Here is a 20,104-nt window from a genome sequence, read left to right as displayed (position 1 = left end):
CTTGTTTTTAACCCGCAATGATTACATTTTGGGGCATCTCGTGGGCAGAATTGTACTTATTCGGGGGAGTGACTTATTAACGCTCGTCAATAACGGAGCGATAAGCAAAGAGAAGCTCAGGTAAAAAACAGGGCGCAAGGAGCGCCCCGTTGATTACTGTTGCTGTTCGTTTTGCGGAGCGTCTTGCGTGGCGCTGTTGCCTGCCGCTTCATTTCCGCTGCTGGTGCGGCTATAGAGGATTTTCTGCGTGTCGTTGCCGCAGTGCCCCACAACCTGCGCATCAGGTTTATCAGCCTGATCGTTTGGCACAATCGTCAGCGTAAAGCCCGATTCGGGCACGCCATTGTTGATTATCTTTTGCTCAATGTCGGCCTTAACTTTGTCGCAAGAAGTCTGCGCCGCCAGCACTGGCGTGGAAGCCATTAACAGCAGCGCGGTTACCCAAACGGATCGTTTCATCGTCTCTTCCTTATATTGAGGATGTTCTCTAAGGATAGTACTTCTGGTGTAAATAACTGTATTTGCTTATATCATGTCAGGACATTTCAAGACGGGAACAGAACTAACGTGAAGAAAATCATTATCCTTAGCGCGCTGGCGGCGTGTCTTGCCGGGTGTGATAAGCCGGATGCTCCCCAGGCTTTTACGCCGGAAATGGCCAGTTTCTCCAATGAATTTGATTTTGATCCGCTGCGCGGCCCGGTGAAAAACTTCAGCCAGACGCTGATGAATGAGAAGGGCGAGGTGCTTAAACGCGTTGTGGGCGCCATGTCGGCGGAAGGCTGTTTTGATACGCTTGAATTCCACGATATCGAGAGCAACACCGGCGCGACGCTTGTGCTTGACGCCAATTATTATCTGGATGCGGTAAGCCGCGAAAAACGCATCAGGCTGCAGGGAAAATGCCAGCTAGCGGAGCTGCCTGCCGCTGCGGTGATTTACGATACCGATGATAACGGCTTTGTGGTGAGGGCTCGCGGTAAAGACGTTTCAGCCGAATACAGCTACGACGCCGAAGGCTATCCGACAGGCAAGACCACCAGGGCGAAAGAATCAACGCTTGCGGTGACGACAAAAAGCGGTAGCGACAAAAAAAAGAAGCTTGATTACACGGCAACCAGCACCTTAAACGAAAAGCCGATCGTGAAAACAATACAATCCTGTGATTACGACGGCCATTTTAATCCGGTCTCCTGCACGCTGAACATCACCGACGACAGCGCCACTCCACCGGCCAGCATGCGTTTTTCCATTAAAAATACTATTGATTATTATTGATGGGCTTTGGGCTGGCGCTGCCGGTTCTACTGCGCCGTCGGCTTCAAAATTGTGCCCGGCGTTCTGTGCGTATCCAGATACTGCCGCTGGAAAATACACATGCGAATCGTGTTACGGTATTCGCCGTTAATAAAGAACTCGTGGATTAATTCGCCCTCCACCATAAAACCCAGTTTCTTATAGATGTGGATGGCTTTTTCGTTCTCTTTATCAACGATTAAATAAAGCTTGTAGAGGTTTAGCACGGAAAATCCGTAATCCATCGCGAGTTTCGCGGCGCGTGATGCCAGGCCTTTTCCCTGATAATCCGGAGAAATAATTATCTGGAACTCGGCACGCCGGTGAACGTGGTTAATCTCTACCAGCTCCACAAGGCCCGCTCTGTCGCCGTTACACTGCACCACAAAGCGGCGTTCGCTTTGATCATGAATGTGCTTGTCGTACAGATCCGAAAGCTCCACGAAGGCCTCGTACGGCTCTTCAAACCAGTAGCGCATTACGCTGGCGTTATTATCAAGCTGATGGACGAAACGAAGATCTTCGCGTTCAAGCGGGCGAAGTTTAATGTTGAGTTCGTTACTCATGTTGATTCCTTTCGGGATGACAAAGGCTTCTGCGGGAGAAGCCTTATCGGATTACTGCGCAGATTAAGGTGCTACAACGCGACCGGTACGGCGGTCCAGGCAGCGCAGGGTATTTGGCTCCCAGTAAGCATTCAGGTTGGCGCTTTGCTGGCAGTTATCGCGGGCATCAAAAGCCGCATCGTCTTTATCCCACTCTTTTTCAACGCGTTTATTGACCTTCTGACGCAGGGAGCGCGTATCATTCCATTGTTCTTTTTCCATCGCGGCATGCTGGCGAGTTTGCGCGTTGTCCCCGGACTCGATAATCAGTTTGCTTGTTTCAGCATGAGCCGGTTGGGTCAACGCGAACGCGCTTAGCAGTAACGCCATAGGCAAAAGAGCCTGCGTAAAACGTTTGTGAAGGATTGTGTTCATTGCAGTTTCCTTTTAGGGTGAAGCACGACTTCACCTTTAATATTACCATTGCAAACCGTGTGCGCCATTGGGTGCGCCTGTTAGCCGATATTATCCCAGATATAGTTCAATATGATCAAAACAACCTTGCTGTTTTTTGCGACCGCGCTTGCCGAAATAATCGGCTGTTTCTTGCCCTGGCTGTGGCTTAAACGTAATGGCTCGCCGTTATTGCTGCTGCCCGCGGCGTGTTCGCTGGCGATATTTGTCTGGCTTTTAACGCTTCATCCTGCCGCCAGCGGCCGGGTTTATGCGGCTTATGGCGGCGTGTATGTTGTTACCGCGCTGCTTTGGCTGCGCTTTGTTGACGGCGTCAAACTGAGCATGTACGACTGGCTTGGGGCCGCCGTCGCCTTCTGCGGCATGCTAATCATCGTTGCCGGATGGGGGCGCGCTTGATTTCGTAGCGTCCCGGATACCTTCCTGATTCTCGTTTTCCCTCCTTTCCTTTGCAAAAGTCACATTCAAAATGTGACTCAGTCCGTCAAAATCATTTAAATATACTTGTATGGTAGTTTGGTCAGATGTAATTTCATCGTCATTGTCGATCCTGGAAATCATCCGCAGTAAGGAAAGCAGAATGAAAATTGTTAAGGCAGAAGTGTTTGTTACTTGTCCCGGGCGTAATTTTGTCACGCTGAAAATCACCACCGACGAAGGGCTGACGGGGCTTGGCGATGCCACTTTAAACGGCCGTGAATTGCCGGTGGCTTCTTACCTGGAAGATCATGTTTGCCCGCAATTGATTGGTCGTGATGCGCATCGCATCGAAGATATCTGGCAGTTCTTTTACAAAGGCGCCTACTGGCGTCGTGGGCCGGTAACTATGTCCGCTATTTCAGCGGTGGATATGGCGCTTTGGGACATTAAAGCGAAGGCCGCGGGCATGCCGCTGTATCAGCTTCTTGGCGGCGCATCCCGTGAGGGAGTTATGGTTTACTGCCATACAACCGGGCACTCCATTGATGATGTGCTTGAAGATTATGCGCGTCATAAAGAGATGGGCTTCAAAGCGATTCGCGTACAGTGCGGCGTACCGGGGATGAAAACGACTTACGGTATGTCAAAAGGCAAGGGGCTTGCCTATGAACCAGCCACAAAAGGGCACTGGCCGGAAGAGCAGTTGTGGTCCACCGAAAAATATCTCGATTTCACACCAAAACTGTTCGAGGCGGTGCGCAGCAAATTTGGTTTTAACGAGCATCTGCTACACGACATGCACCATCGCCTGACGCCGATTGAAGCGGCGCGCTTCGGCAAAAGCGTTGAAGAGCATCGTCTGTTCTGGATGGAAGATCCGACGCCTGCCGAAAACCAGGAATGCTTCCGTTTAATTCGTCAGCACACCGTCACGCCAATCGCCGTAGGCGAAGTCTTTAACAGCATCTGGGACTGCAAACAGCTCATTGAAGAGCAGCTCATCGACTATATCCGCACCACCATTACCCACGCGGGCGGCATTACCGGAATGCGCCGCATCGCGGATTTCGCTTCGCTTTATCAGGTTCGCACGGGTTCTCACGGGCCTTCCGATCTTTCCCCGGTTTGCATGGCGGCTGCGCTGCACTTCGACCTGTGGGTGCCAAACTTTGGCGTACAGGAATATATGGGCTATTCCGAGCAAATGCTGGAAGTCTTCCCGCATAACTGGACGTTTGATAACGGCTATATGCATCCGGGCGATAAACCAGGCCTCGGCATCGAGTTTGATGAAAAGCTGGCGGCGAAATATCCGTATGAACCCGCTTACCTGCCCGTAGCCCGCCTGGAAGATGGCACGCTGTGGAACTGGTAAGCGAATAAAAATACCCAAGGGACGGTGGTCAAATTAACCCTATAAATAAAGGAGATGTGATGGTCAGTTCAGTTGATGTAAAAAATGAAGTGGATAATACGCCAGTTATCAGACGTGTCGCTTCGGCATCTGCAATCGGTACCGCGGCTGAATACTATGACTTCTTTGCTTATGGCACCGCTGCCGTCCTCTTTTTTGGGCATCTATTCTTCCCCAGCGAAGACCCGTTAATCAGCACGCTTGCCGCCTTTGCGACTTACGCAGTTGGTTTTCTCGCCCGTCCGTTAGGCGGAATTGTATTCGGACATATCGGCGATAAAGTCGGGCGGAAAAAAGCGCTGGTCATCACCATTCTGATTGTAGGCCTGGGGACATTCTGCATCGGGCTTTTACCCACCTATGAAAAAATAGGCATCTGGGCGCCGATTCTTTTAATTTTCATCCGCGTTCTGCAAGGATTCGGAGTAGGGGGAGAACAGGCGGGAGCCGTATTAATGACCGCCGAATATTCCGTTCCCTCGCGGCGTGGTTTTTTTGCCAGTTGGGTACAGATTGGCGCCCCCGTAGGCTTTTTATTGCCGCTGGCGCTGTTTGCCTTGCTGAATGCCACATTATCTCCGGAAGCGATGATGGATTATGGCTGGCGAATCCCGTTCCTGCTGAGCCTCTTATTAGTGATCGTCGGATTATTTATCCGCCTGAAAATTGACGAGTCGCCGGTATTTGCGCAAATTCGCGAAACCAAAGCCGAAGAATCACGTCCGTTAGTGGAGGTTATCCGCGATTTCCCGGGGATCGTTATCAAAGGCGTCTGTGCGAAATTAATCGAAGCCTGCACCTTTGCCATGTTCACCGTTATTGTTCTGGCATACGGTAAAGCGAATAATCTGGACGCCAATATTTTAATGGAAACCATGATCGTCGCTATTATCCTGGAAATAATAACGATTCCGTTCATGGGCGCGCTTTGTGACAAGATCGGCCGCAAGCCTGTTTATATATTCGGCGCTTTATTACAGGTAGTGATGATTGTGCCGTTCTTCCTTGCAATTAACCAGGACAGCTTCTGGTTAACGCAACTGGTAATGATTCTGGTGCTCAGTATCGGTCACAGCATGTGCTACGCGCCGCAGGCGTCTTATTTCCCGGAGCTATTCCCGACGCATATTCGCTGTAGCGGTATCGCAGTAATCTGGCAGGTGGGGTCGTTAATCGGCAGCGGAATTCTGGGGCTGGTTGCTGTGAAAATATTGCAGATGACCGGCGGACATTATTATGGCCTGGCTACCTATGTCATTGTGCTGGGCATTATATCAATCATTGGTCTTCTTATGATGCCGGAAACAGCGCCGCTGCGGCTGAAAAAAGAATACCAGCAATGGCAAAAGCATTAATTCATCAGGCTGGATTTTCACCCAGCCTGGGTAACGACATTATTTGTGCGAACAGAGAGTCTAAAAATGAAAAGTATCACTATTCAACAACCGGGAACTCTGGTTATTGAAGATCGCCCACAGTGTGAACCGCAGCCAGGTGAAGTGCGTATTCGCGTAGCGAGCGCGGGGATTTGCGGCTCTGATGTTCATATTTATCGCGGTCACAACCCGTTCGCGAAATATCCCCGCGTCATTGGCCATGAGTTTTTCGGCCATATTGACGCAGTCGGCGAAGGGGTGGACGCGTCGCGTATTGGAGAACGTGTAGTTGGCGACCCGGTGGTGAGCTGCGGGACTTGTTATCCTTGCGCTGTCGGGCGCCCTAACGTATGCGCAGAGCTTCAGGTTATCGGCGTTCATCGGGATGGCGGCTTTAGCGAATTCGTCACGCTACCGGCAAAAAATGCCCACGTTGTGCCAGACAGCATTCCTGATAACGAAGCGACAATGGTGGAGCCTTTCACTATCGCTGCCAATATTTGCAGTCAGATGCATCCGGGCCCGCTGGATACCGCGTTAGTATACGGCGCAGGGCCGATGGGGCTGACCACGATTCAGGCGCTGCGCGGGGTTTACGGCGTAAAAGAAATCATCGTTGTGGATCGCATCGATGAGCGTCTGGCCATGGCAAAAGCCAACGGTGCGGACCGCGTGATTAATAACGCGCATCTCTGTCTAAAAACCGAACTGGAAGCGCTTAATATTCGTCCGACACTGATTGTTGACGCCGCGTGCCATCCATCCATTCTGCCGGAAGCCATTAGCCTGGCGTCGCCTGCCGCGCGCATTGGCATTATGGGCTTCTCAGCGGATCCTTGCGTGCTCAGCCAGCAGGCTATCACCAGTAAAGAGCTCACTATTTATAGTTCGCGCCTGAACAGTAATCGCTTCCCACAGGTTATTAGCTGGATGGCGGAGCAGAAAATACAACCTGAGAAATTAATTACCCATCAGTTCCCTTATACACAGGTACTTGAAGCGATGAATATATTCGAAAAAGACCAGAAGCAGTGCTGTAAGGTCTTATTGAAATTTTAAACGCTAATCTCTGTACCTAAATATTTACTGTCCCTACAACGATAATTCCAGAGAACAGAAATATGAACACAACATCACTAAACACGGCGCAGCCGGAAAGAAGTACATCTGACCTTGTAAAGGCGGCGGTATCCGGCTGGCTTGGCACGGCGCTGGAATTCATGGATTTTCAGCTCTATTCCCTGGGCGCCGCTTTGGTCTTCCACGAAATATTCTTCCCGGAACAATCGGCAGCAATGGCGCTTATCCTGGCAATGGGAACGTACGGGGCCGGTTATATTGCCCGTATCGTTGGCGCCTTCTTCTTTGGGCGTATGGGGGATACCATCGGCCGTAAAAAAGTGCTGTTTATCACCATTACCATGATGGGAATATGCACCACTTTGATTGGTGTATTACCGACCTACGCGCAAATAGGTATTTTCGCCCCGTTATTACTGGTGCTGTTACGAATTATTCAGGGTCTTGGAGCGGGGGCTGAGATTTCCGGAGCGGGAACCATGCTTGCTGAATATGCGCCAAAAGGAAAACGCGGCATTATCTCTTCGCTGGTTGCTATGGGCACCAACTGCGGCACGCTGTCGGCAACGGCAATCTGGGCGGTAATGTTCTTCTTCCTGTCAAAAGAAGAGCTGCTGGCATGGGGTTGGCGCGTGCCTTTCCTGGCAAGCGTTGTAGTCATGATCTTTGCCATATGGCTGCGATTAAATCTTAAAGAAAGCCCCGTATTTGAGAAAGTCGCAGACGATACCGACAATGCCGCAGCGGCAAAAGTCGCGATGGATAAAACTCACTCGCTGGGAGCCATGTTCACCAGCAAATCGTTCTGGCTGGCAACCGGGTTGCGTTTTGGTCAGGCGGGTAACTCAGGTTTAATCCAGACATTCCTGGCCGGTTATTTAGTCCAAACGCTGCTGTTTGAGAAAGCGATACCGACCGATGCGTTAATGATTAGCTCCGCCATCGGCTTTATTACCATTCCGTTCCTGGGCTGGCTGTCCGACAAAATTGGCCGCCGTGTTCCTTATATCATCATCAGTATTTCTTCGATTGTTCTCGCCTGGCCAATGATCTCGATGATTGTTGATAAGAGTAACGATGTAAACGTAATCATGGCGTCCATCATTGTGATTCATAACGTTGCGGTGCTGGGGTTATTCGCTCTGGAAAATATCACCATGGCGGAAATGTTCGGCGCGCGTAATCGCTTTACCCGCATGGCAATTTCCAAAGAAGCGGGAGGGTTGATTGCGGTCGGTTTTGGTCCCGTGCTGGCAGGTATCTTTGTGAACATGACCGGCTCATGGTGGCCTATTGTGGTCATGATGATTGCTTACTCGGCTATTGGATTGATTTCCGCCATTGTAATGCCGGAAGTAAAAGACCGTGACCTGAGCGAGCTTGAAGACGCAGCCGAAGCTAAAGGCGCTTCGGCTATAATAAAAGGCGTGCGTAGCTATTAATTAACATTCATCTGCAAAAAAATATAGCCATTACTTTTATTCATATAGCCTGATTTCCTTAGGCTATATGAAATTAAATCCGCACGGCAGTTTAATAAGGGGTTTGTATGAGTTTCATTAATGATAGGTTTATGATCGGTAATGACGTTGGCGTTCAGCTTTATCTGGATGTGGCAAAGTCCCAGCCTGTTATCGATTACCACTGTCATTTAAATGCTAAAGATATTTATGAAAATAAACCATTCAAAGATATTACTGAGCTTTGGCTGGCGGGCGATCATTATAAATGGCGTGCGATGCGCGCAAACGGCATTCCGGAGAATAAAATTACCGGTACGGCCAGCGCGGAAGAAAAATTTCAGGCCTGGGCCGAAACGGTAGAATCCTGTTTTGGTAATCCTCTTTATCACTGGACGCATCTTGAGCTACACCAATATTTTGCTTTTGAGGGCACTTTAAACAGTAAAAACTGGCGTGAAGTGATGAACCACTGTAATAAGCTTTTGCAGCAGGATGATTTTAAGCCGCGTGCTTTAATTACCCGCTCTAACGTCGAGGTTATTTGCACCACGGACTCACCGCTTGATTCACTGGAATATCACCGTCTGCTGCAGGACTCAGATTTCACTACCAGGGTGCTGCCGACTTTCCGTCCGGATGAAATTTTCGAACCGCAGCCGGAGGTATTTGCTGCATTTATTAGCAAGCTGTCACAGTTTGCAGGCAACAAAATCTCCACCATTGACGACTTTAATCAGGCAATAGCGCAACGTATCGACTGGTTCCATGAAGCCGGGTGTCGTATTTCGGATCACGGTCCATTGGAGATAGGCTATCAACCGGCTGATGAACGTACCGTAGCGGCGATTTTCCTCAAAAAACAACGGGGCGAAAAACTGAATGCCGAGGAACAGGCGCAGTTTGACAGCGCCATGTTCCTGATGCTGGCCGGCCAGTACAAACAGCGCGGCTGGGCGATGCAAATCCATTTTGGCGCGATACGTAACAATAATACCGCGATGCGTAATGCGCTTGGCATCAATATGGGGTTTGATTCCATTAACGACCAAAATCATCTTGCCCGCCATTTGAATGGCTTACTGGACGCGATGTCGCAGCAAAATGCGTTACCAAAAACCATTATTTATAACCTGAACGCCCGTGATAATGACGTGGTTGCCAGCGCCATTGCGAACTTCCAGTCGGGGGAATCAGGCATTAAATCACCCATTCAGTTTGGCTCAGGCTGGTGGTTTAACGACACGCGACGCGGCATGGAAAACCAGCTAAATACGCTTGCGGACCAGGGGTTATTAATGAACTTTATCGGCATGCTGACCGATTCTAGAAGCTTTGTTTCCTATCCGCGCCATGACTATTTCCGCCGTATCGTCTGCAATCTTGTTGGTAGCTGGGTAGAGAAGGGAGAAATCCCCAACGATCCGGAAATACTCACCCGCATGATAAAAAATATCTGTCACGACAATGCCGAAGCCTATTTCGGATTTTAATGGCGCCTTTGCGAGGAATTGAATCAATATGTCTCGAACTAACAGAAAAATAACCATCCCGGTCGGGATCGGTTATGGCGTGACGGATATTATGGGCGGCGGGGCATTTACCGTTATAGGTGCATGGCTGCTGTTCTTTTACACCACCTTTGTTGGCCTTTCGCCGGTTGAAGCCGCTTCGATTGTCGCTATTGCGCGTATCGTTGATGCCGTCGTCAGCCTGTTTATGGGCAGCTTCACCGACCATTTCTATAAAAATTATTTAGGTAAGAAGTTTGGCCGCCGTCGCTTTTTCCTGCTGATTGGCGCACCGTTAATGCTGGTTTACGCCTTGCTTTGGGTAAACGGCATGAACTTTGGGTTCTATCTGGCGGTTTATCTGGCGTTTGAAATTATCGCGGCGATGGTGCTTATCCCATGGGAAACTTTACCGTCGGAAATGACTAAAGACTTTAATTCACGCACGAAACTTTCAACTTGCCGAATGTTCTTTTCTGCTTTGGGTACGTTTTTGGCGACCTTTATTCCAGGTCTGCTGATCGGCTATTTTGGCGAGCATGATGCTAACGCCTATTTAATTAACGGCGTGGTCTTTGCGGTTCTGTTCATGCTGTGCGTCTTCATCTCCTGGAAGGTGACATGGGAGCGAGAATTAACGCCTGAAATGTTAGCCGAGCTTGAAAAGCCAACCCAGACTACAACTTTATTGAGCAAAGTTATCGCCGTAGGAAGCTTGTTTAAAGAATATGGCTCAACGCTTAAGGTCAGGGCATTCAGAAAACATTTGGCGATATATTTGCTCTCTTTCACTGCCAAAGATGTCTACAACACGGTATTCGTTTTCTTCTGTGTGTACTGCCTGAACGTCTCTTCCTCTCTGGCTGGAACATTGCTTTCAATGAGTATTGTCGGCTTGCCGGTGACCTTGCTCGCAGGGATGGCCATCATCAAATACGGTCCGTCTCGTTTGTACATCTTCGCCTACAGCCTGATGATGCTGTGTCTGGTTGGGCTGTTTATGGTTTATCAGTTCCCGGGCGATAACAAAGTCACGCTGTTGGTTATTCTGGCGGCGGTCTATCAGGTTGGTCGCTGTGTGCTGGAATTCACACCGTGGAATGTCTTCCCGTTTATTCCTGATATCGATGAAATGATCACCCGTAAGCGTCGTGAAGGTTTATTTGCCGCCGTAATGACCTTCTCACGTAAAACGACCGTCGCCATTGCGACCTTTATTGTGGGTGTTTTGCTGCAGACCGGTGGGTTTGTTAAAGGCAGTCAGGTTCAGCCCGATGGGGCCGTCAACATGATTGCTACGCTGCTGTTCGCCGGTACGGCTGGATTGCTGGTTCTGGCGTTATGGCAGGCTCTGACGTTCCGCCTGAATAAACGCACCCATAAGATTTTTGTCGATGAAGTTGAGCGCTTGAAAGCGCAAGGCGCGAAAAAAGATGTTGATCCGCAGACGCGTGAAGTTGTCGAGGATTTAACGGGTTATAGCTACGACAAGCTCTGGTGTGAAGAAGAAACGCATAACACGAATTCCGTCAGCTCGTTACCGCGCGTCAATGGTGAGGTATAAACTGTGAGTTGTCATACAACTTCATGCATTATGTCATACCAAATAACCAAAGCTTAATGCAAATCAAAAAGCAGACTACCATAGCAGGTAGTCTGAAGCTGTCCCGACTATCCTTCAACAGCGAGTTTTAAAATGGAAAACAAGCTCTTAACTGCAAACGCGATTATTCCGCAATACGATCGTAGCAAACTGGTTCCACGCATCGTCCATTTGGGGTTTGGCGCATTTCACCGCGCCCACCAGGCCGTATATACCGATATTCTTGCTCAGGAACACGGCAGCGACTGGGGATATTGCGAAGTGAACCTGATTGGCGGCGAGCAGCAAATTGCCGACCTCAGACAGCAGGATAATCTCTATAGCGTGGCGGAAATGTCTGCGGATGCCTGGCAGTGTCGCGTAGTGGGCGTAGTGAAAAAGGCGCTTCACGCGCAGGTTGATGGCCTGGAAGCGGTGTTTGACGCCATGACACAGCCAGAAGTGGCGATTGTTTCTCTTACCGTGACCGAAAAGGGTTACTGCCATGCGCCCGCCACGGGCACGCTTTTGTTGGATCATCCGCTTATTGCCCACGATCTGGCAAACCCTCATCAGCCGCAGTCCGCGCCGGGCGTGATTGTGGAAGCGCTGGCGCGCCGTAAAGCTGCGGGCTTACCGGCGTTCAGCGTAATGTCCTGCGATAACATGCCTGAGAATGGCCATGTAACTCATCATGTCGTAACGGCCTATGCGGATGCGATCGACCCGGAATTAGGCGCGTGGATAAAAGCCAAGGTTACGTTCCCATCTACGATGGTAGACCGCATTGTGCCGGCGGTGACTCCTGAAACGCTGGCGCAGGTGGCGCAGGCAACCGGCGTTGCCGATCCGGCTGCCGTCGCCTGCGAGCCGTTCCGCCAGTGGGTGATTGAAGATAATTTCGTTGCCGGGCGTCCGGCATGGGAAAAAGCCGGAGCTGAACTGGTGGCCGACGTTCTTCCTTATGAAGAAATGAAGCTGCGCATGCTGAACGGTAGCCACTCTTTCCTCGCTTATCTGGGCTATCTTGCGGGTTATCAGCATATTTCTGACTGTATGCAGGATGAAAATTATCGCCGTGCCGCCCACGCGCTGATGCTGCAGGAGCAGGCGCCTACGCTAAAAGTAACCAGCGTTGATTTAGGCAAGTATGCCGATTCCCTTATTGCGCGCTACACCAACCCGGCGCTGCGGCATCGCACCTGGCAGATCGCAATGGACGGCAGCCAAAAGCTTCCGCAGCGCTGGCTGGACTCTATCCGTTGGCACCTTGCGCACGGCAGCAGCTTCAGGTTGCTGGCGCTGGGCGTGGCAGGATGGATGCGTTATGTTGGCGGCGTTGATGAGCAGGGCGAAAAAATCGAAGTCAGCGATCCGCTTCTGCCGGCAATCCAGCAGGCCGTCGCCTCAAGCCAGGAAGGAGAAGCCCGCGTTCAGGCGCTGTTAGGGCTGAACACTATCTTTGGCGAAGATCTGCCGGCTAATGAACAATTCGTTAAGCAGGTTACGGAAGCCTATCTTGCCGTGCGCGAATACGGCGCAAAAAATACGGTGGCGGGATGACCTCAGACGTTTTGGCAGGTATATTTTGCGGGATATCGCGACTCTTCGCGCCAACGTAATTTAAGGTAACTCTATGGCAAAGCATCCCGTCGGCAAGCATCTGCGCGCGCCCGTCACGTTCAACGACAAAAACGTGTTGATTTACGTCGTGCGCGGTTCACAAATCGAACATATGCCGGCAGACGAAGACGATGATTATCCGGGCGATATGCAAATGTTGATGCCGCAACTGACAAGGGATTTTGATGCGGAATTAAACAGCTCGCTGACGGAGTGTGAATCGGGAGATGTGATTGTCTTTATGTGCACAACCGATCTTATTTTTGAATATGGCTATTCAAAAGTTAAAGCGTTGCACCAGGCATAAACTTAAACCCCGGCACGCCGGGGTTAGAGAATGATGCCAGGCCTCCCGACATCACAAAACTAAAAGATGCCGCCATTTAAAAAATAAGGAAAATCACTTCATTGATTTTCGGCAGATCAACCACAAAGAAGGAAAAACCACGCTTTTTCCTTTTTTGTCAGCAATTTAAACCCCGGCACACCGGGGTTATTTTTTTAGTGGTGATGAGAGTGGTGATGGCCGCCGCCGTGATGATACCCGTCGTGCCAGATGCAACCGCTTAAAGAAAACACGACCAGCAGACTGATCAGCATGAATGCAATTTTTTTCATAGAATATTACCGTTTCACTATTAACCTGTGAGTGATTATCGGCGAACGGCAATTTCAAACTACCAGAATAAACTCAAAAAAAGCGCCTTCACATTTTCTTCACTATTGCTCGTTAATTAAGCCTGCATCTATTTAACCAGATAAATAAAAAACCACTGCAATATTTATTATTGCAATGGTTTTATTCTTAATGCGTTTTAAATTGCATGATTAATGTGCGTAAAAAATATCGCCCTTCATCGCGCGGATGATTTTGCCTTCGGCGTCGGTAATCAGCACGTAGTTGCCGCCCATATATGTCCAGTGGCTGCCAGCTTCAGGGGCCGGGAGGTGCCTGATTTTCCAGGCATCGATCTGGTACTGTTTGGTGTGATAAAGATCGGGCGCGATATCGCCGATAGCAAAATGCTTATAGTCGGCGTAGAACTCTTTAAGCTCATACGAGGTGTTGGCATTGCTTTGCGGGGCCGCAGGCGCGGGTTCACTATAAGCCTGCGCGGAAAAAGCGACGGGCAAACCCATCAACAGCACTGAGAGCAACACAACTTTCGACTTACGCATAACATCTCCACTTGTAGATCATTTTTTGTAGTAGCGCACTAAACGTATCATCACCCAAAAGAGTCTGTCGAATGATGTGCAAACGTAACATGATAAGAATGGCTGCGAATGGCGCACATCACAAGTTGGCCTGAAAACATATTTTGACAGCTTGTTTAAGCAAGGTTGAGTCAGCGGAGGCTATTTTGTTGGCCTGGTGGGATCTGCGCAAAATAAACGGCTTTATCTGCGCGATTTCATTTAGTGAATAATAAAAACCTATCCATGCAGCTTTGAACCGTCATCCAGAATGGCGGTTTTTTTTCGCGCTTTTAACGCAACGCGCGCAAAAAAATGCCCCTCGAGATATGCATCTGCGAGGGGCCTGGTTGGTGGGGGGCAATCACCGTTCATCAGTCATCCCATTTGTAGCTTAAGTAAGCAGCAAGAAATCCGGAAAAAACAATCAATCCCAGCACTGCTATAAATACGTTCATATTTCCCAGCATAATTACTCCTCGTTGTTGCGCATTCCTATAGAAATACCTCTCGTTAATTGAAATTGACTCATCAGAGTGAAGTCATCATAACGGGCGAAAGTTAAACAAGGACTAACCGTTCGTAAATTATTACCCAGGCGGGGTAAATGTTTTGCGATAGGTCGCAGGGGTTGTGGCGAGTTGTGTACTGCGCAGGCCCCCATTGCAACGGCGCGGATCGAGCGGCGCTGAAGCTGGCTCGCCTGGGACGGGCGGTCAAAATAATGCCGGGTGGAATAACCGGCTGGGCGGATGAGGGGTTTAGCTTCGCCTGAAGGTAAGCGCTGCTGCAAAGAAGATTTGCAGGTTGCAATAAAAAACCCTCAGTAAATGAATGACTGAGGGTTGCAGTGAAGGCGAGCGGCAAAACGCCGCCCGCCGTTAACTATTTCGTATCCGGCAACGCATAAGCAATGATGTAATCGCCACGGTCAGGAGACTGACGCGCCCCGCCTGCATTAATCACAATGTATTGCTTACCGGTTTTCGGTGACACATAGGTCATCGGGCCGGACTGGCTGCCGACCGGCAGACGAGATTTCCAGATCTCTTTGCCGTTTGCGGTATCAAACGCGCGCAGATAGAAGTCCTGGGTACCCGCGAAGAACAGCAGGCCGGACTGCGTTGAAAGTGTCGCGCCCAGGGTCGGCATGCCGATTGGGATTGGCATATGCATGCGGATGCCTAACGGGCCGGTATCCTGCACGGTGCCAACCGGAACCTGCCAGACGATTTTCCCGGACTTCAGGTCAACCGCAGACATGGTGCCAAACGGCGGTTTCTGACATGGAATACCCAGCGGCGACAGGAAACGCTCGCGCATTGCGCCGAACGGCGTGCCGTCCATCGGCACAATACCCATCTCAATGCCGCTTGCGTCTTTCGCTACATTCGCGCGTGGCACCATATAGTTCGCCAGACCCAGGCGCATATCGTTGACGAACATCAGGCTGTTGTTCGGGTCAACGGAAACGCTGCCCCAGTTCATGCCGCCCAGCGAACCGGGATATTGCAGTGAGCGATCAAGTCCAGGCGGCGTAAAGACGCCTTCGTGGCGCATGCCTTTGAATTCGATACGGCAGATCAACAGGTCGATTGGCGTCGCGCCCCACATATCCGATTCCGTAAGCGTTTCGTTGCCAATCATCGGCATACCGACAGAATACGGCTGGGTTTTAGAATAGCGCTCGCCTTCAATGTTGCCCTGCGGAACCGGACGTTCTTCCACTTTCGCCACCGGTTCGCCGGTTTCACGGTTAAGCATGAAGATCATGCCCTGCTTGGAGGTCTGGACAATTACCGGCGTGGTGCCGCCTTTAGCGTCTGGCAGATCGTAAAGCAGCGGCTGCGACGGCAGGTCAAAGTCCCACAGATCGTGGTGAGTCGTCTGGTAATGCCAGCGTACCTGTCCCGTTGCCGCATCAACGGCCACGATAGAAGAGCTGTATTTATCATCCTCCGCAGTACGCGTGCCGCCGAAGAAGTCTGGCGTGGCGTTCCCGGTTGGCAGATAAATCAGGCCCAGTTTGGCGTCGTAAGACATCGCTGACCATACGTTTGGCGTACCGCGCGTATAGGTCTGGCCTTCAGGCGGCAAGCCGGTGATTGCCGGATTGCCCGGGTCCCATGCCCACGCCAGTTTGCCGGTGTGCACATCGTAAGCGCGTACAACGCCCGGAGGTTCGCCGGTGGAGAAGTTATCCGCCACGCGGCCGCCAACCACAACCACATTGCCCGCAACGAGCGGCGTGGACGTTTGCTGGTAATAACCCGGTTTAACTTCGCCCATGCCGACTTTCAGATCCACGGTTCCGTGGTCGCCAAAGTCATCGCACAGCTTGCCGTTATCCGCGTTGATCGCCAGCAGGCGCGCATCGGTGGTTGGCAGGAACAGGCGGCGAGGGCAGGCTGCTGGCTGAGCCGGGGCGGCAAGCGTAGCGGCTGCCTGCTGGGTAGTTTCTTCGAAGTAGCCTAAACCACGGCAGCGCTGCCAGTTTGGCGCGGTAGCCTTGCTGTCAAAGCGCCACTTCTCTTTACCGGAATCCACATCCAGCGCCAGCACCTTGCTGTATGGCGTACAGACAAACAGCGTGTCGCCAACCTGAAGCGGCGTGTTTTGGTCTTCTGCGCCAGAACCGTTGCTCTGTGGGATATCGCCGGTGTGCGCAACCCAGGCGACTTTAAGATCGGAAACGTTGCCTTTATTAATTTGATCAAGTGCGGCAAAACGGTCGCCGTGGGTAGTGTTGCCCCAGTGCTTCCAGTCTTTTTGCTCATCACCCGCGCTAACCGGCTTAACCGGTACATCTTCAGTAGCCGCCACCTGCACCTGCGGCACAAACATCCAGCCTGCGCTTACCAGCATACATACGGCGAGGATCGCGGCAATGCCGTAAGCCGGCGCTTTTTTTACCGGAGCTGACGTGTTTGCAGCACGCAGAATCGGCCAGGCGATAGCCGCCAGAAACGCAAGCACCGCAAAGGTAAACAGGCGAGAAAACAGCGGCCAGAAATCCATACCAGCATCGCTGATGGCCCAAAATATTGAGCAAATAAAGGCCAGCGCGTAAAGCGCCAGTCCGGAGACTTTTTTCCTTAAAATTAAGACGGCGGAAATAAGCATCACGATGCCCATCAGTAGGAAATACCAACTGCCGCCCAGCGAGACTAAATAAGCCCCGCCGATGCCGATGGCGAGGCCAATAAGAGCCATCAATCCGCCGAGTACCCACAGCAGCGCCAGTGCGAGGCCGCGCGGGGGAGTTTGACTTACCATAACGTTCTCCTGTCGGAACATGTTCCTTATAGGATGTCCCATCTATTCTGTTACATAAACTGCAGATGTCGCGGCGTCTCCCTGTTGCGAGAGATCGCCTGATTTGTACCGATTGGGGTAAACATGAACGCATCTGGCGCGCGGTTAACGGACTTTCAGCCGAAAGACGAAATCATAACGAACCAAATGGTGAATGCCGCGGCTATCATAATCTGCCGCTATGATATTGCAAAGTTGTTAATGAGAAATCTCGCATTTATTGCACAGAGGTTGCCCGGGGAGCCGAAAATCGGCTTCGTCGGGTGAAGCGGCGCCACCCGACGAAGTGCTGTTACTGAAGCCCAGCCGGTTTATCTGAGTATAGCCAAGGAAGGGAAAGACACTTTTACGCGATACGATTATTTGTTTTTAATGCTGAACGGCTGATTTTTACCGGGACTGATTTTGAGGTTGGCGTCCCCGTGCCGTCGCCTACGCTTGCCAGGGGAACCAACGGGTTCGTTTCCGGATAGTAGGCGGCCAGATTGCCGCGTGGAATGTTATAAGACACGATTTTAAACCCGCTGACTTTGCGCGTAATGCCATCGTTCCACACCGTTTCGATATCCACCAGGTCGCCTTCCTGCAGGCCAAGCCCTGCTAAATCATCGGGATGAATAAACAGCACCTCGCGCTGGCCGTAAACCCCGCGATAACGATCGTCGAGGCCATAAATCGTGGTGTTGTACTGGTCATGCGATCGCAGCGTTTGCAGGACGAAGGGCGCATCCAGATCGCCAAATAGCGAAGCAGGAAGCGCTGCCGCGCTGAATTCCGCTTTTCCGCTCGGCGTGCTAAACCGCAACTGCGCCGCAGCATTACCCAGATAAAATCCGCCGGGTTTTTCACACTGCTGATTGAAGTTCTGGAAGCCCGGAATGGTGGCCGCAATGCGATCGCGGATCAGATTGTAATCATCGGCGAACGCCTGCCAGTTAAGTTTATCTTTCCCCAAAACGGCATCGGCAATGCCCGCCACAATGGCTGTTTCCGAGCGCTGCGTATCGGCAATGGGTTGGCCGATCCCTTCGGAGGCGTGCACCATGCTGAACGAGTCTTCGACGGTAATAAACTGGCGGCCCGTAGCCTGAATATCCGCCTCGGTGCGGCCAAGCGTCGGCAGAATCAAGCCATCGCGTCCCGGTACCAGATGGCTGCGATTAAGTTTGGTGCTGATATGAACCGTCAAACCACAGCGGCGCAGCGCCTCTTCGGTTCGCGGGCTGTCCGGCGCGGCGGCGGCCAGGTTACCGCCCAGCGCAATCAGCACCTTGACCTCGTCGCGTAGCATGGCAGCCAAAGCTTCAACGGTGTTATGCCCTTTTTCGCGCGGCGCCTTGAATCCGAAATGCGCGCTCAGGCTGTCCAGCAGGGCGGCTGAGGGTTTTTCGTCAATTCCCATCGTGCGATTTCCCTGCACGTTGCTGTGCCCGCGTACCGGGCAAAGTCCCGCGCCCGGCTTGCCAAGGTGGCCCCCCAGCAGTTGCAGGTTAACGATTTCACGAACCGTATTCAGGGAGTGCTTATGCTGCGTGATGCCCATCGCCCAGGTGCAAATAACGCGTTCAGCCTGCTGCCAGATAGCTGCCGCATCGCGTAGCTGCTGCTCGCTCAAACCGGACTGCCGCGTGATGTGCTCCCAGGCGGTCTTGTCGATTTCAGCAAACCAGTCGTCTATGCCGTGAGTATGCTCAGCGATAAACCACTCGTCGAAAATGCCCTTGTCGCCACGCGCAAGACATTCGCGATGGGTTTCCAGCAGCGCCTTCGCCATGCCACGCACGGCGGCCATGTCCCCGCCGAGATTTGGCTGGTAATAATGAGTGCTGATGCTGCCCGCAAGAGGAGTGATCACTTCCAGCGGTTTTTGCGGATCGGCAAAACGCTCCAGCCCGCGCTCACGCAACGTATTAAAGGTAACGATTTGCGCGCCGTTTTCAGCGGCGTGGCGCAGGCTGTGGAGCATGCGCGGATGGTTGGTGCCAGGATTCTGCCCGAAAACAAAAATCGCATTGGCTTTATCAAAATCATCCAGTTGAATGGTGCCTTTACCCACGCCGATGCTGCGTTTCAGCCCGCTGCCGCTGGCTTCGTGACACATATTCGAGCAGTCCGGGAAGTTATTGGTGCCGACCATGCGCCCGAACAGTTGATAAATATAAGACGCTTCGTTGCTGGCGCGCCCGGAGGTGTAAAGCTCCAGTTGGTTTGGGTTATCCATCCCATGAATATGTTGCGCAATCAGCGCGAGGGCGTCATCCCAGCTTATCGGCTCGTAGTGGTCGGTGCGGGCGTTATAGCGCAACGGTTCGGTTAAACGCCCTTGATATTCAAGGAAATAGTCGCTTTGCGCATACAGCTTGCTGACGCTGTGCTGGGCAAAAAACTGCCGGTCGATAAAACGACGCGTCGCCTCCCAGGTGACGGCCTTGGCGCCGTTTTCACAGAAGCTGAAGGTGCTTTTATTATCATCGCCCCAGGCGCAGCCCGGGCAGTCAAACCCACGGGCTTTGTTCATGCGCATCAGGTTGCGCAAATTTTTCAGGGCGTGTTTGCTGTCGATAACAAAACGAGTTGTGGCTTCGAGCGAACCCCAGCCGCCGGCTGCTGCGCGATAGGGCTTAATGGCTGATTTGAATTTCATCGGGCGGATATCTTGTTGCGCAAATAATTACATCCAGTTTACTCCTGTTTAACGAAAAGGGTACAAGCACGTCGTCAGGAGAATACGTAAGGGTAATAACGACGAGTAGGCGCAGGGAGATAAGCTACGCGCCCTCCGGCGCGAAAAGTTAATCACGACGCTTATTT

General features: G+C 51.5%; 17 protein-coding genes and 1 pseudogene. 11 read left to right on the top strand and 7 right to left on the bottom strand.

Annotated elements, in window-relative coordinates; genetic code table 11:
• Positions 1–153 precede the first annotated feature (153 nt).
• Positions 154–459, bottom strand: a complete 306-nt coding sequence (locus MUA00_RS19650; protein ID WP_271124677.1) for a DUF1161 domain-containing protein — start codon at positions 457–459, stop codon at positions 154–156.
• Positions 460–567: 108 nt separating this feature from the next.
• Between MUA00_RS19650 and MUA00_RS19645 the strand changes: the two genes are divergently transcribed.
• Positions 568–1,278 (top strand): YnfC family lipoprotein, encoded by a 711-nt coding sequence (locus MUA00_RS19645; RefSeq protein WP_271124676.1) that lies wholly within the window; start codon positions 568–570, stop codon positions 1,276–1,278.
• Between the two features lie 26 nt (positions 1,279–1,304).
• On the opposite strand, the gene speG is transcribed toward MUA00_RS19645, so the two are convergent.
• Together speG and MUA00_RS19635 are read right to left on the bottom strand one after the other, a co-directional pair.
• Positions 1,305–1,862 carry a spermidine N1-acetyltransferase gene (gene speG / locus MUA00_RS19640; protein ID WP_271124675.1) on the bottom strand — a complete coding sequence of 186 codons (558 nt, stop codon included), beginning with the start codon at positions 1,860–1,862 and terminating at the stop codon, positions 1,305–1,307.
• A 63-nt stretch (positions 1,863–1,925) separates the two neighbouring features.
• On the bottom strand, positions 1,926–2,276 hold the full coding sequence (locus tag MUA00_RS19635; protein ID WP_271124674.1) for a DUF1283 family protein: 351 nt from the start codon (positions 2,274–2,276) through the stop codon (positions 1,926–1,928).
• 111 nt (positions 2,277–2,387) lie between these two features.
• Here MUA00_RS19635 and MUA00_RS19630 point away from each other — a divergent pair, with 111 nt between their 5' ends.
• The 9 genes from MUA00_RS19630 (at position 2,388) to MUA00_RS19590 (ending at position 13,088) form a co-directional block, all read left to right on the top strand.
• Entirely contained in the window at positions 2,388–2,714 is a 327-nt protein-coding gene (locus MUA00_RS19630; protein WP_271124673.1) for a YnfA family protein, read from the top strand.
• 181 nt (positions 2,715–2,895) lie between these two features.
• Positions 2,896–4,110, top strand: a complete 1,215-nt coding sequence (gene rspA, locus MUA00_RS19625) for a starvation-sensing protein RspA (RefSeq protein WP_271124672.1) — start codon at positions 2,896–2,898, stop codon at positions 4,108–4,110.
• 59 nt (positions 4,111–4,169) lie between these two features.
• Positions 4,170–5,504, top strand: a complete 1,335-nt coding sequence (locus MUA00_RS19620) for an MFS transporter (RefSeq protein ID WP_271124671.1) — start codon at positions 4,170–4,172, stop codon at positions 5,502–5,504.
• Positions 5,505–5,570: 66 nt separating this feature from the next.
• A complete protein-coding gene (locus MUA00_RS19615; RefSeq protein ID WP_271124670.1) occupies positions 5,571–6,584 on the top strand; it encodes a Zn-dependent oxidoreductase in 1,014 nt (337 codons plus the stop codon).
• A 62-nt stretch (positions 6,585–6,646) separates the two neighbouring features.
• Positions 6,647–8,047, top strand: coding sequence for an MFS transporter (locus tag MUA00_RS19610; protein ID WP_271124669.1), 1,401 nt, complete (start codon positions 6,647–6,649; stop codon positions 8,045–8,047).
• Positions 8,048–8,154: 107 nt separating this feature from the next.
• Positions 8,155–9,558, top strand: coding sequence for a glucuronate isomerase (uxaC, locus tag MUA00_RS19605; protein WP_271124668.1), 1,404 nt, complete (start codon positions 8,155–8,157; stop codon positions 9,556–9,558).
• Positions 9,559–9,586: 28 nt separating this feature from the next.
• Positions 9,587–11,140, top strand: coding sequence for an MFS transporter (locus MUA00_RS19600; RefSeq protein WP_271124667.1), 1,554 nt, complete (start codon positions 9,587–9,589; stop codon positions 11,138–11,140).
• Positions 11,141–11,272: 132 nt separating this feature from the next.
• On the top strand, positions 11,273–12,721 hold the full coding sequence (locus MUA00_RS19595; RefSeq protein ID WP_271124666.1) for a mannitol dehydrogenase family protein: 1,449 nt from the start codon (positions 11,273–11,275) through the stop codon (positions 12,719–12,721).
• A gap of 73 nt (positions 12,722–12,794) precedes the next feature.
• Entirely contained in the window at positions 12,795–13,088 is a 294-nt protein-coding gene (locus tag MUA00_RS19590) for a hypothetical protein (RefSeq protein ID WP_271124665.1), read from the top strand.
• A 521-nt stretch (positions 13,089–13,609) separates the two neighbouring features.
• On the opposite strand, the gene MUA00_RS19585 is transcribed toward MUA00_RS19590, so the two are convergent.
• The gene (locus MUA00_RS19585; RefSeq protein WP_271124664.1) at positions 13,610–13,960 is read right to left on the bottom strand and encodes an RcnB family protein; all 351 of its coding nucleotides are present in this window, start codon (positions 13,958–13,960) and stop codon (positions 13,610–13,612) included.
• Between the two features lie 392 nt (positions 13,961–14,352).
• Positions 14,353–14,448, bottom strand: coding sequence for a protein MgtS (gene mgtS / locus MUA00_RS19580; protein WP_271124663.1), 96 nt, complete (start codon positions 14,446–14,448; stop codon positions 14,353–14,355).
• Between the two features lie 170 nt (positions 14,449–14,618).
• Between mgtS and MUA00_RS19575 the strand changes: the two are divergent.
• Positions 14,619–14,753 (top strand): annotated as a pseudogene (locus MUA00_RS19575) (rhodanese-like domain-containing protein); the annotation flags it as partial.
• Positions 14,754–14,863: 110 nt separating this feature from the next.
• On the opposite strand, the gene MUA00_RS19570 reads toward MUA00_RS19575, so the two are convergent.
• Positions 14,864–17,254: a glucose/quinate/shikimate family membrane-bound PQQ-dependent dehydrogenase gene (locus MUA00_RS19570; RefSeq protein ID WP_271124662.1), complete on the bottom strand. Its 2,391-nt coding sequence runs from the start codon at positions 17,252–17,254 to the stop codon at positions 14,864–14,866.
• A 385-nt stretch (positions 17,255–17,639) separates the two neighbouring features.
• The gene (locus MUA00_RS19565; RefSeq protein WP_271124661.1) at positions 17,640–19,937 is read right to left on the bottom strand and encodes an FdhF/YdeP family oxidoreductase; all 2,298 of its coding nucleotides are present in this window, start codon (positions 19,935–19,937) and stop codon (positions 17,640–17,642) included.
• Positions 19,938–20,104: the final 167 nt, after the last annotated feature.

It is taken from the genome of Dryocola boscaweniae (genome assembly GCF_025215095.1).
In the GTDB taxonomy this organism is placed as follows: domain Bacteria; phylum Pseudomonadota; class Gammaproteobacteria; order Enterobacterales; family Enterobacteriaceae; genus Dryocola; species Dryocola boscaweniae.
The sequence above is the reverse complement of the archived record's forward strand: the minus strand, read 5'-3'. Positions and strand labels throughout refer to the sequence as shown.

What these genes read in the sequence shown, in the direction of transcription:
- speG (WP_271124675.1), bottom strand. Translation starts at nt 1,862, where the DNA reads ATGAGTAACGAACTCAACATTAAACTTCGCCCGCTTGAACGCGAAGAT.
- MUA00_RS19650 (WP_271124677.1), bottom strand. Translation starts at nt 459, where the DNA reads ATGAAACGATCCGTTTGGGTAACCGCGCTGCTGTTAATGGCTTCCACG.
- MUA00_RS19590 (WP_271124665.1), top strand. Translation starts at nt 12,795, where the DNA reads ATGGCAAAGCATCCCGTCGGCAAGCATCTGCGCGCGCCCGTCACGTTC.
- MUA00_RS19565 (WP_271124661.1), bottom strand. Translation starts at nt 19,937, where the DNA reads ATGAAATTCAAATCAGCCATTAAGCCCTATCGCGCAGCAGCCGGCGGC.
- MUA00_RS19630 (WP_271124673.1), top strand. Translation starts at nt 2,388, where the DNA reads ATGATCAAAACAACCTTGCTGTTTTTTGCGACCGCGCTTGCCGAAATA.
- MUA00_RS19595 (WP_271124666.1), top strand. Translation starts at nt 11,273, where the DNA reads ATGGAAAACAAGCTCTTAACTGCAAACGCGATTATTCCGCAATACGAT.
- MUA00_RS19585 (WP_271124664.1), bottom strand. Translation starts at nt 13,960, where the DNA reads ATGCGTAAGTCGAAAGTTGTGTTGCTCTCAGTGCTGTTGATGGGTTTG.
- uxaC (WP_271124668.1), top strand. Translation starts at nt 8,155, where the DNA reads ATGAGTTTCATTAATGATAGGTTTATGATCGGTAATGACGTTGGCGTT.
- MUA00_RS19620 (WP_271124671.1), top strand. Translation starts at nt 4,170, where the DNA reads ATGGTCAGTTCAGTTGATGTAAAAAATGAAGTGGATAATACGCCAGTT.
- MUA00_RS19600 (WP_271124667.1), top strand. Translation starts at nt 9,587, where the DNA reads ATGTCTCGAACTAACAGAAAAATAACCATCCCGGTCGGGATCGGTTAT.
- MUA00_RS19610 (WP_271124669.1), top strand. Translation starts at nt 6,647, where the DNA reads ATGAACACAACATCACTAAACACGGCGCAGCCGGAAAGAAGTACATCT.
- rspA (WP_271124672.1), top strand. Translation starts at nt 2,896, where the DNA reads ATGAAAATTGTTAAGGCAGAAGTGTTTGTTACTTGTCCCGGGCGTAAT.
- MUA00_RS19635 (WP_271124674.1), bottom strand. Translation starts at nt 2,276, where the DNA reads ATGAACACAATCCTTCACAAACGTTTTACGCAGGCTCTTTTGCCTATG.
- mgtS (WP_271124663.1), bottom strand. Translation starts at nt 14,448, where the DNA reads ATGCTGGGAAATATGAACGTATTTATAGCAGTGCTGGGATTGATTGTT.
- MUA00_RS19570 (WP_271124662.1), bottom strand. Translation starts at nt 17,254, where the DNA reads ATGGTAAGTCAAACTCCCCCGCGCGGCCTCGCACTGGCGCTGCTGTGG.
- MUA00_RS19615 (WP_271124670.1), top strand. Translation starts at nt 5,571, where the DNA reads ATGAAAAGTATCACTATTCAACAACCGGGAACTCTGGTTATTGAAGAT.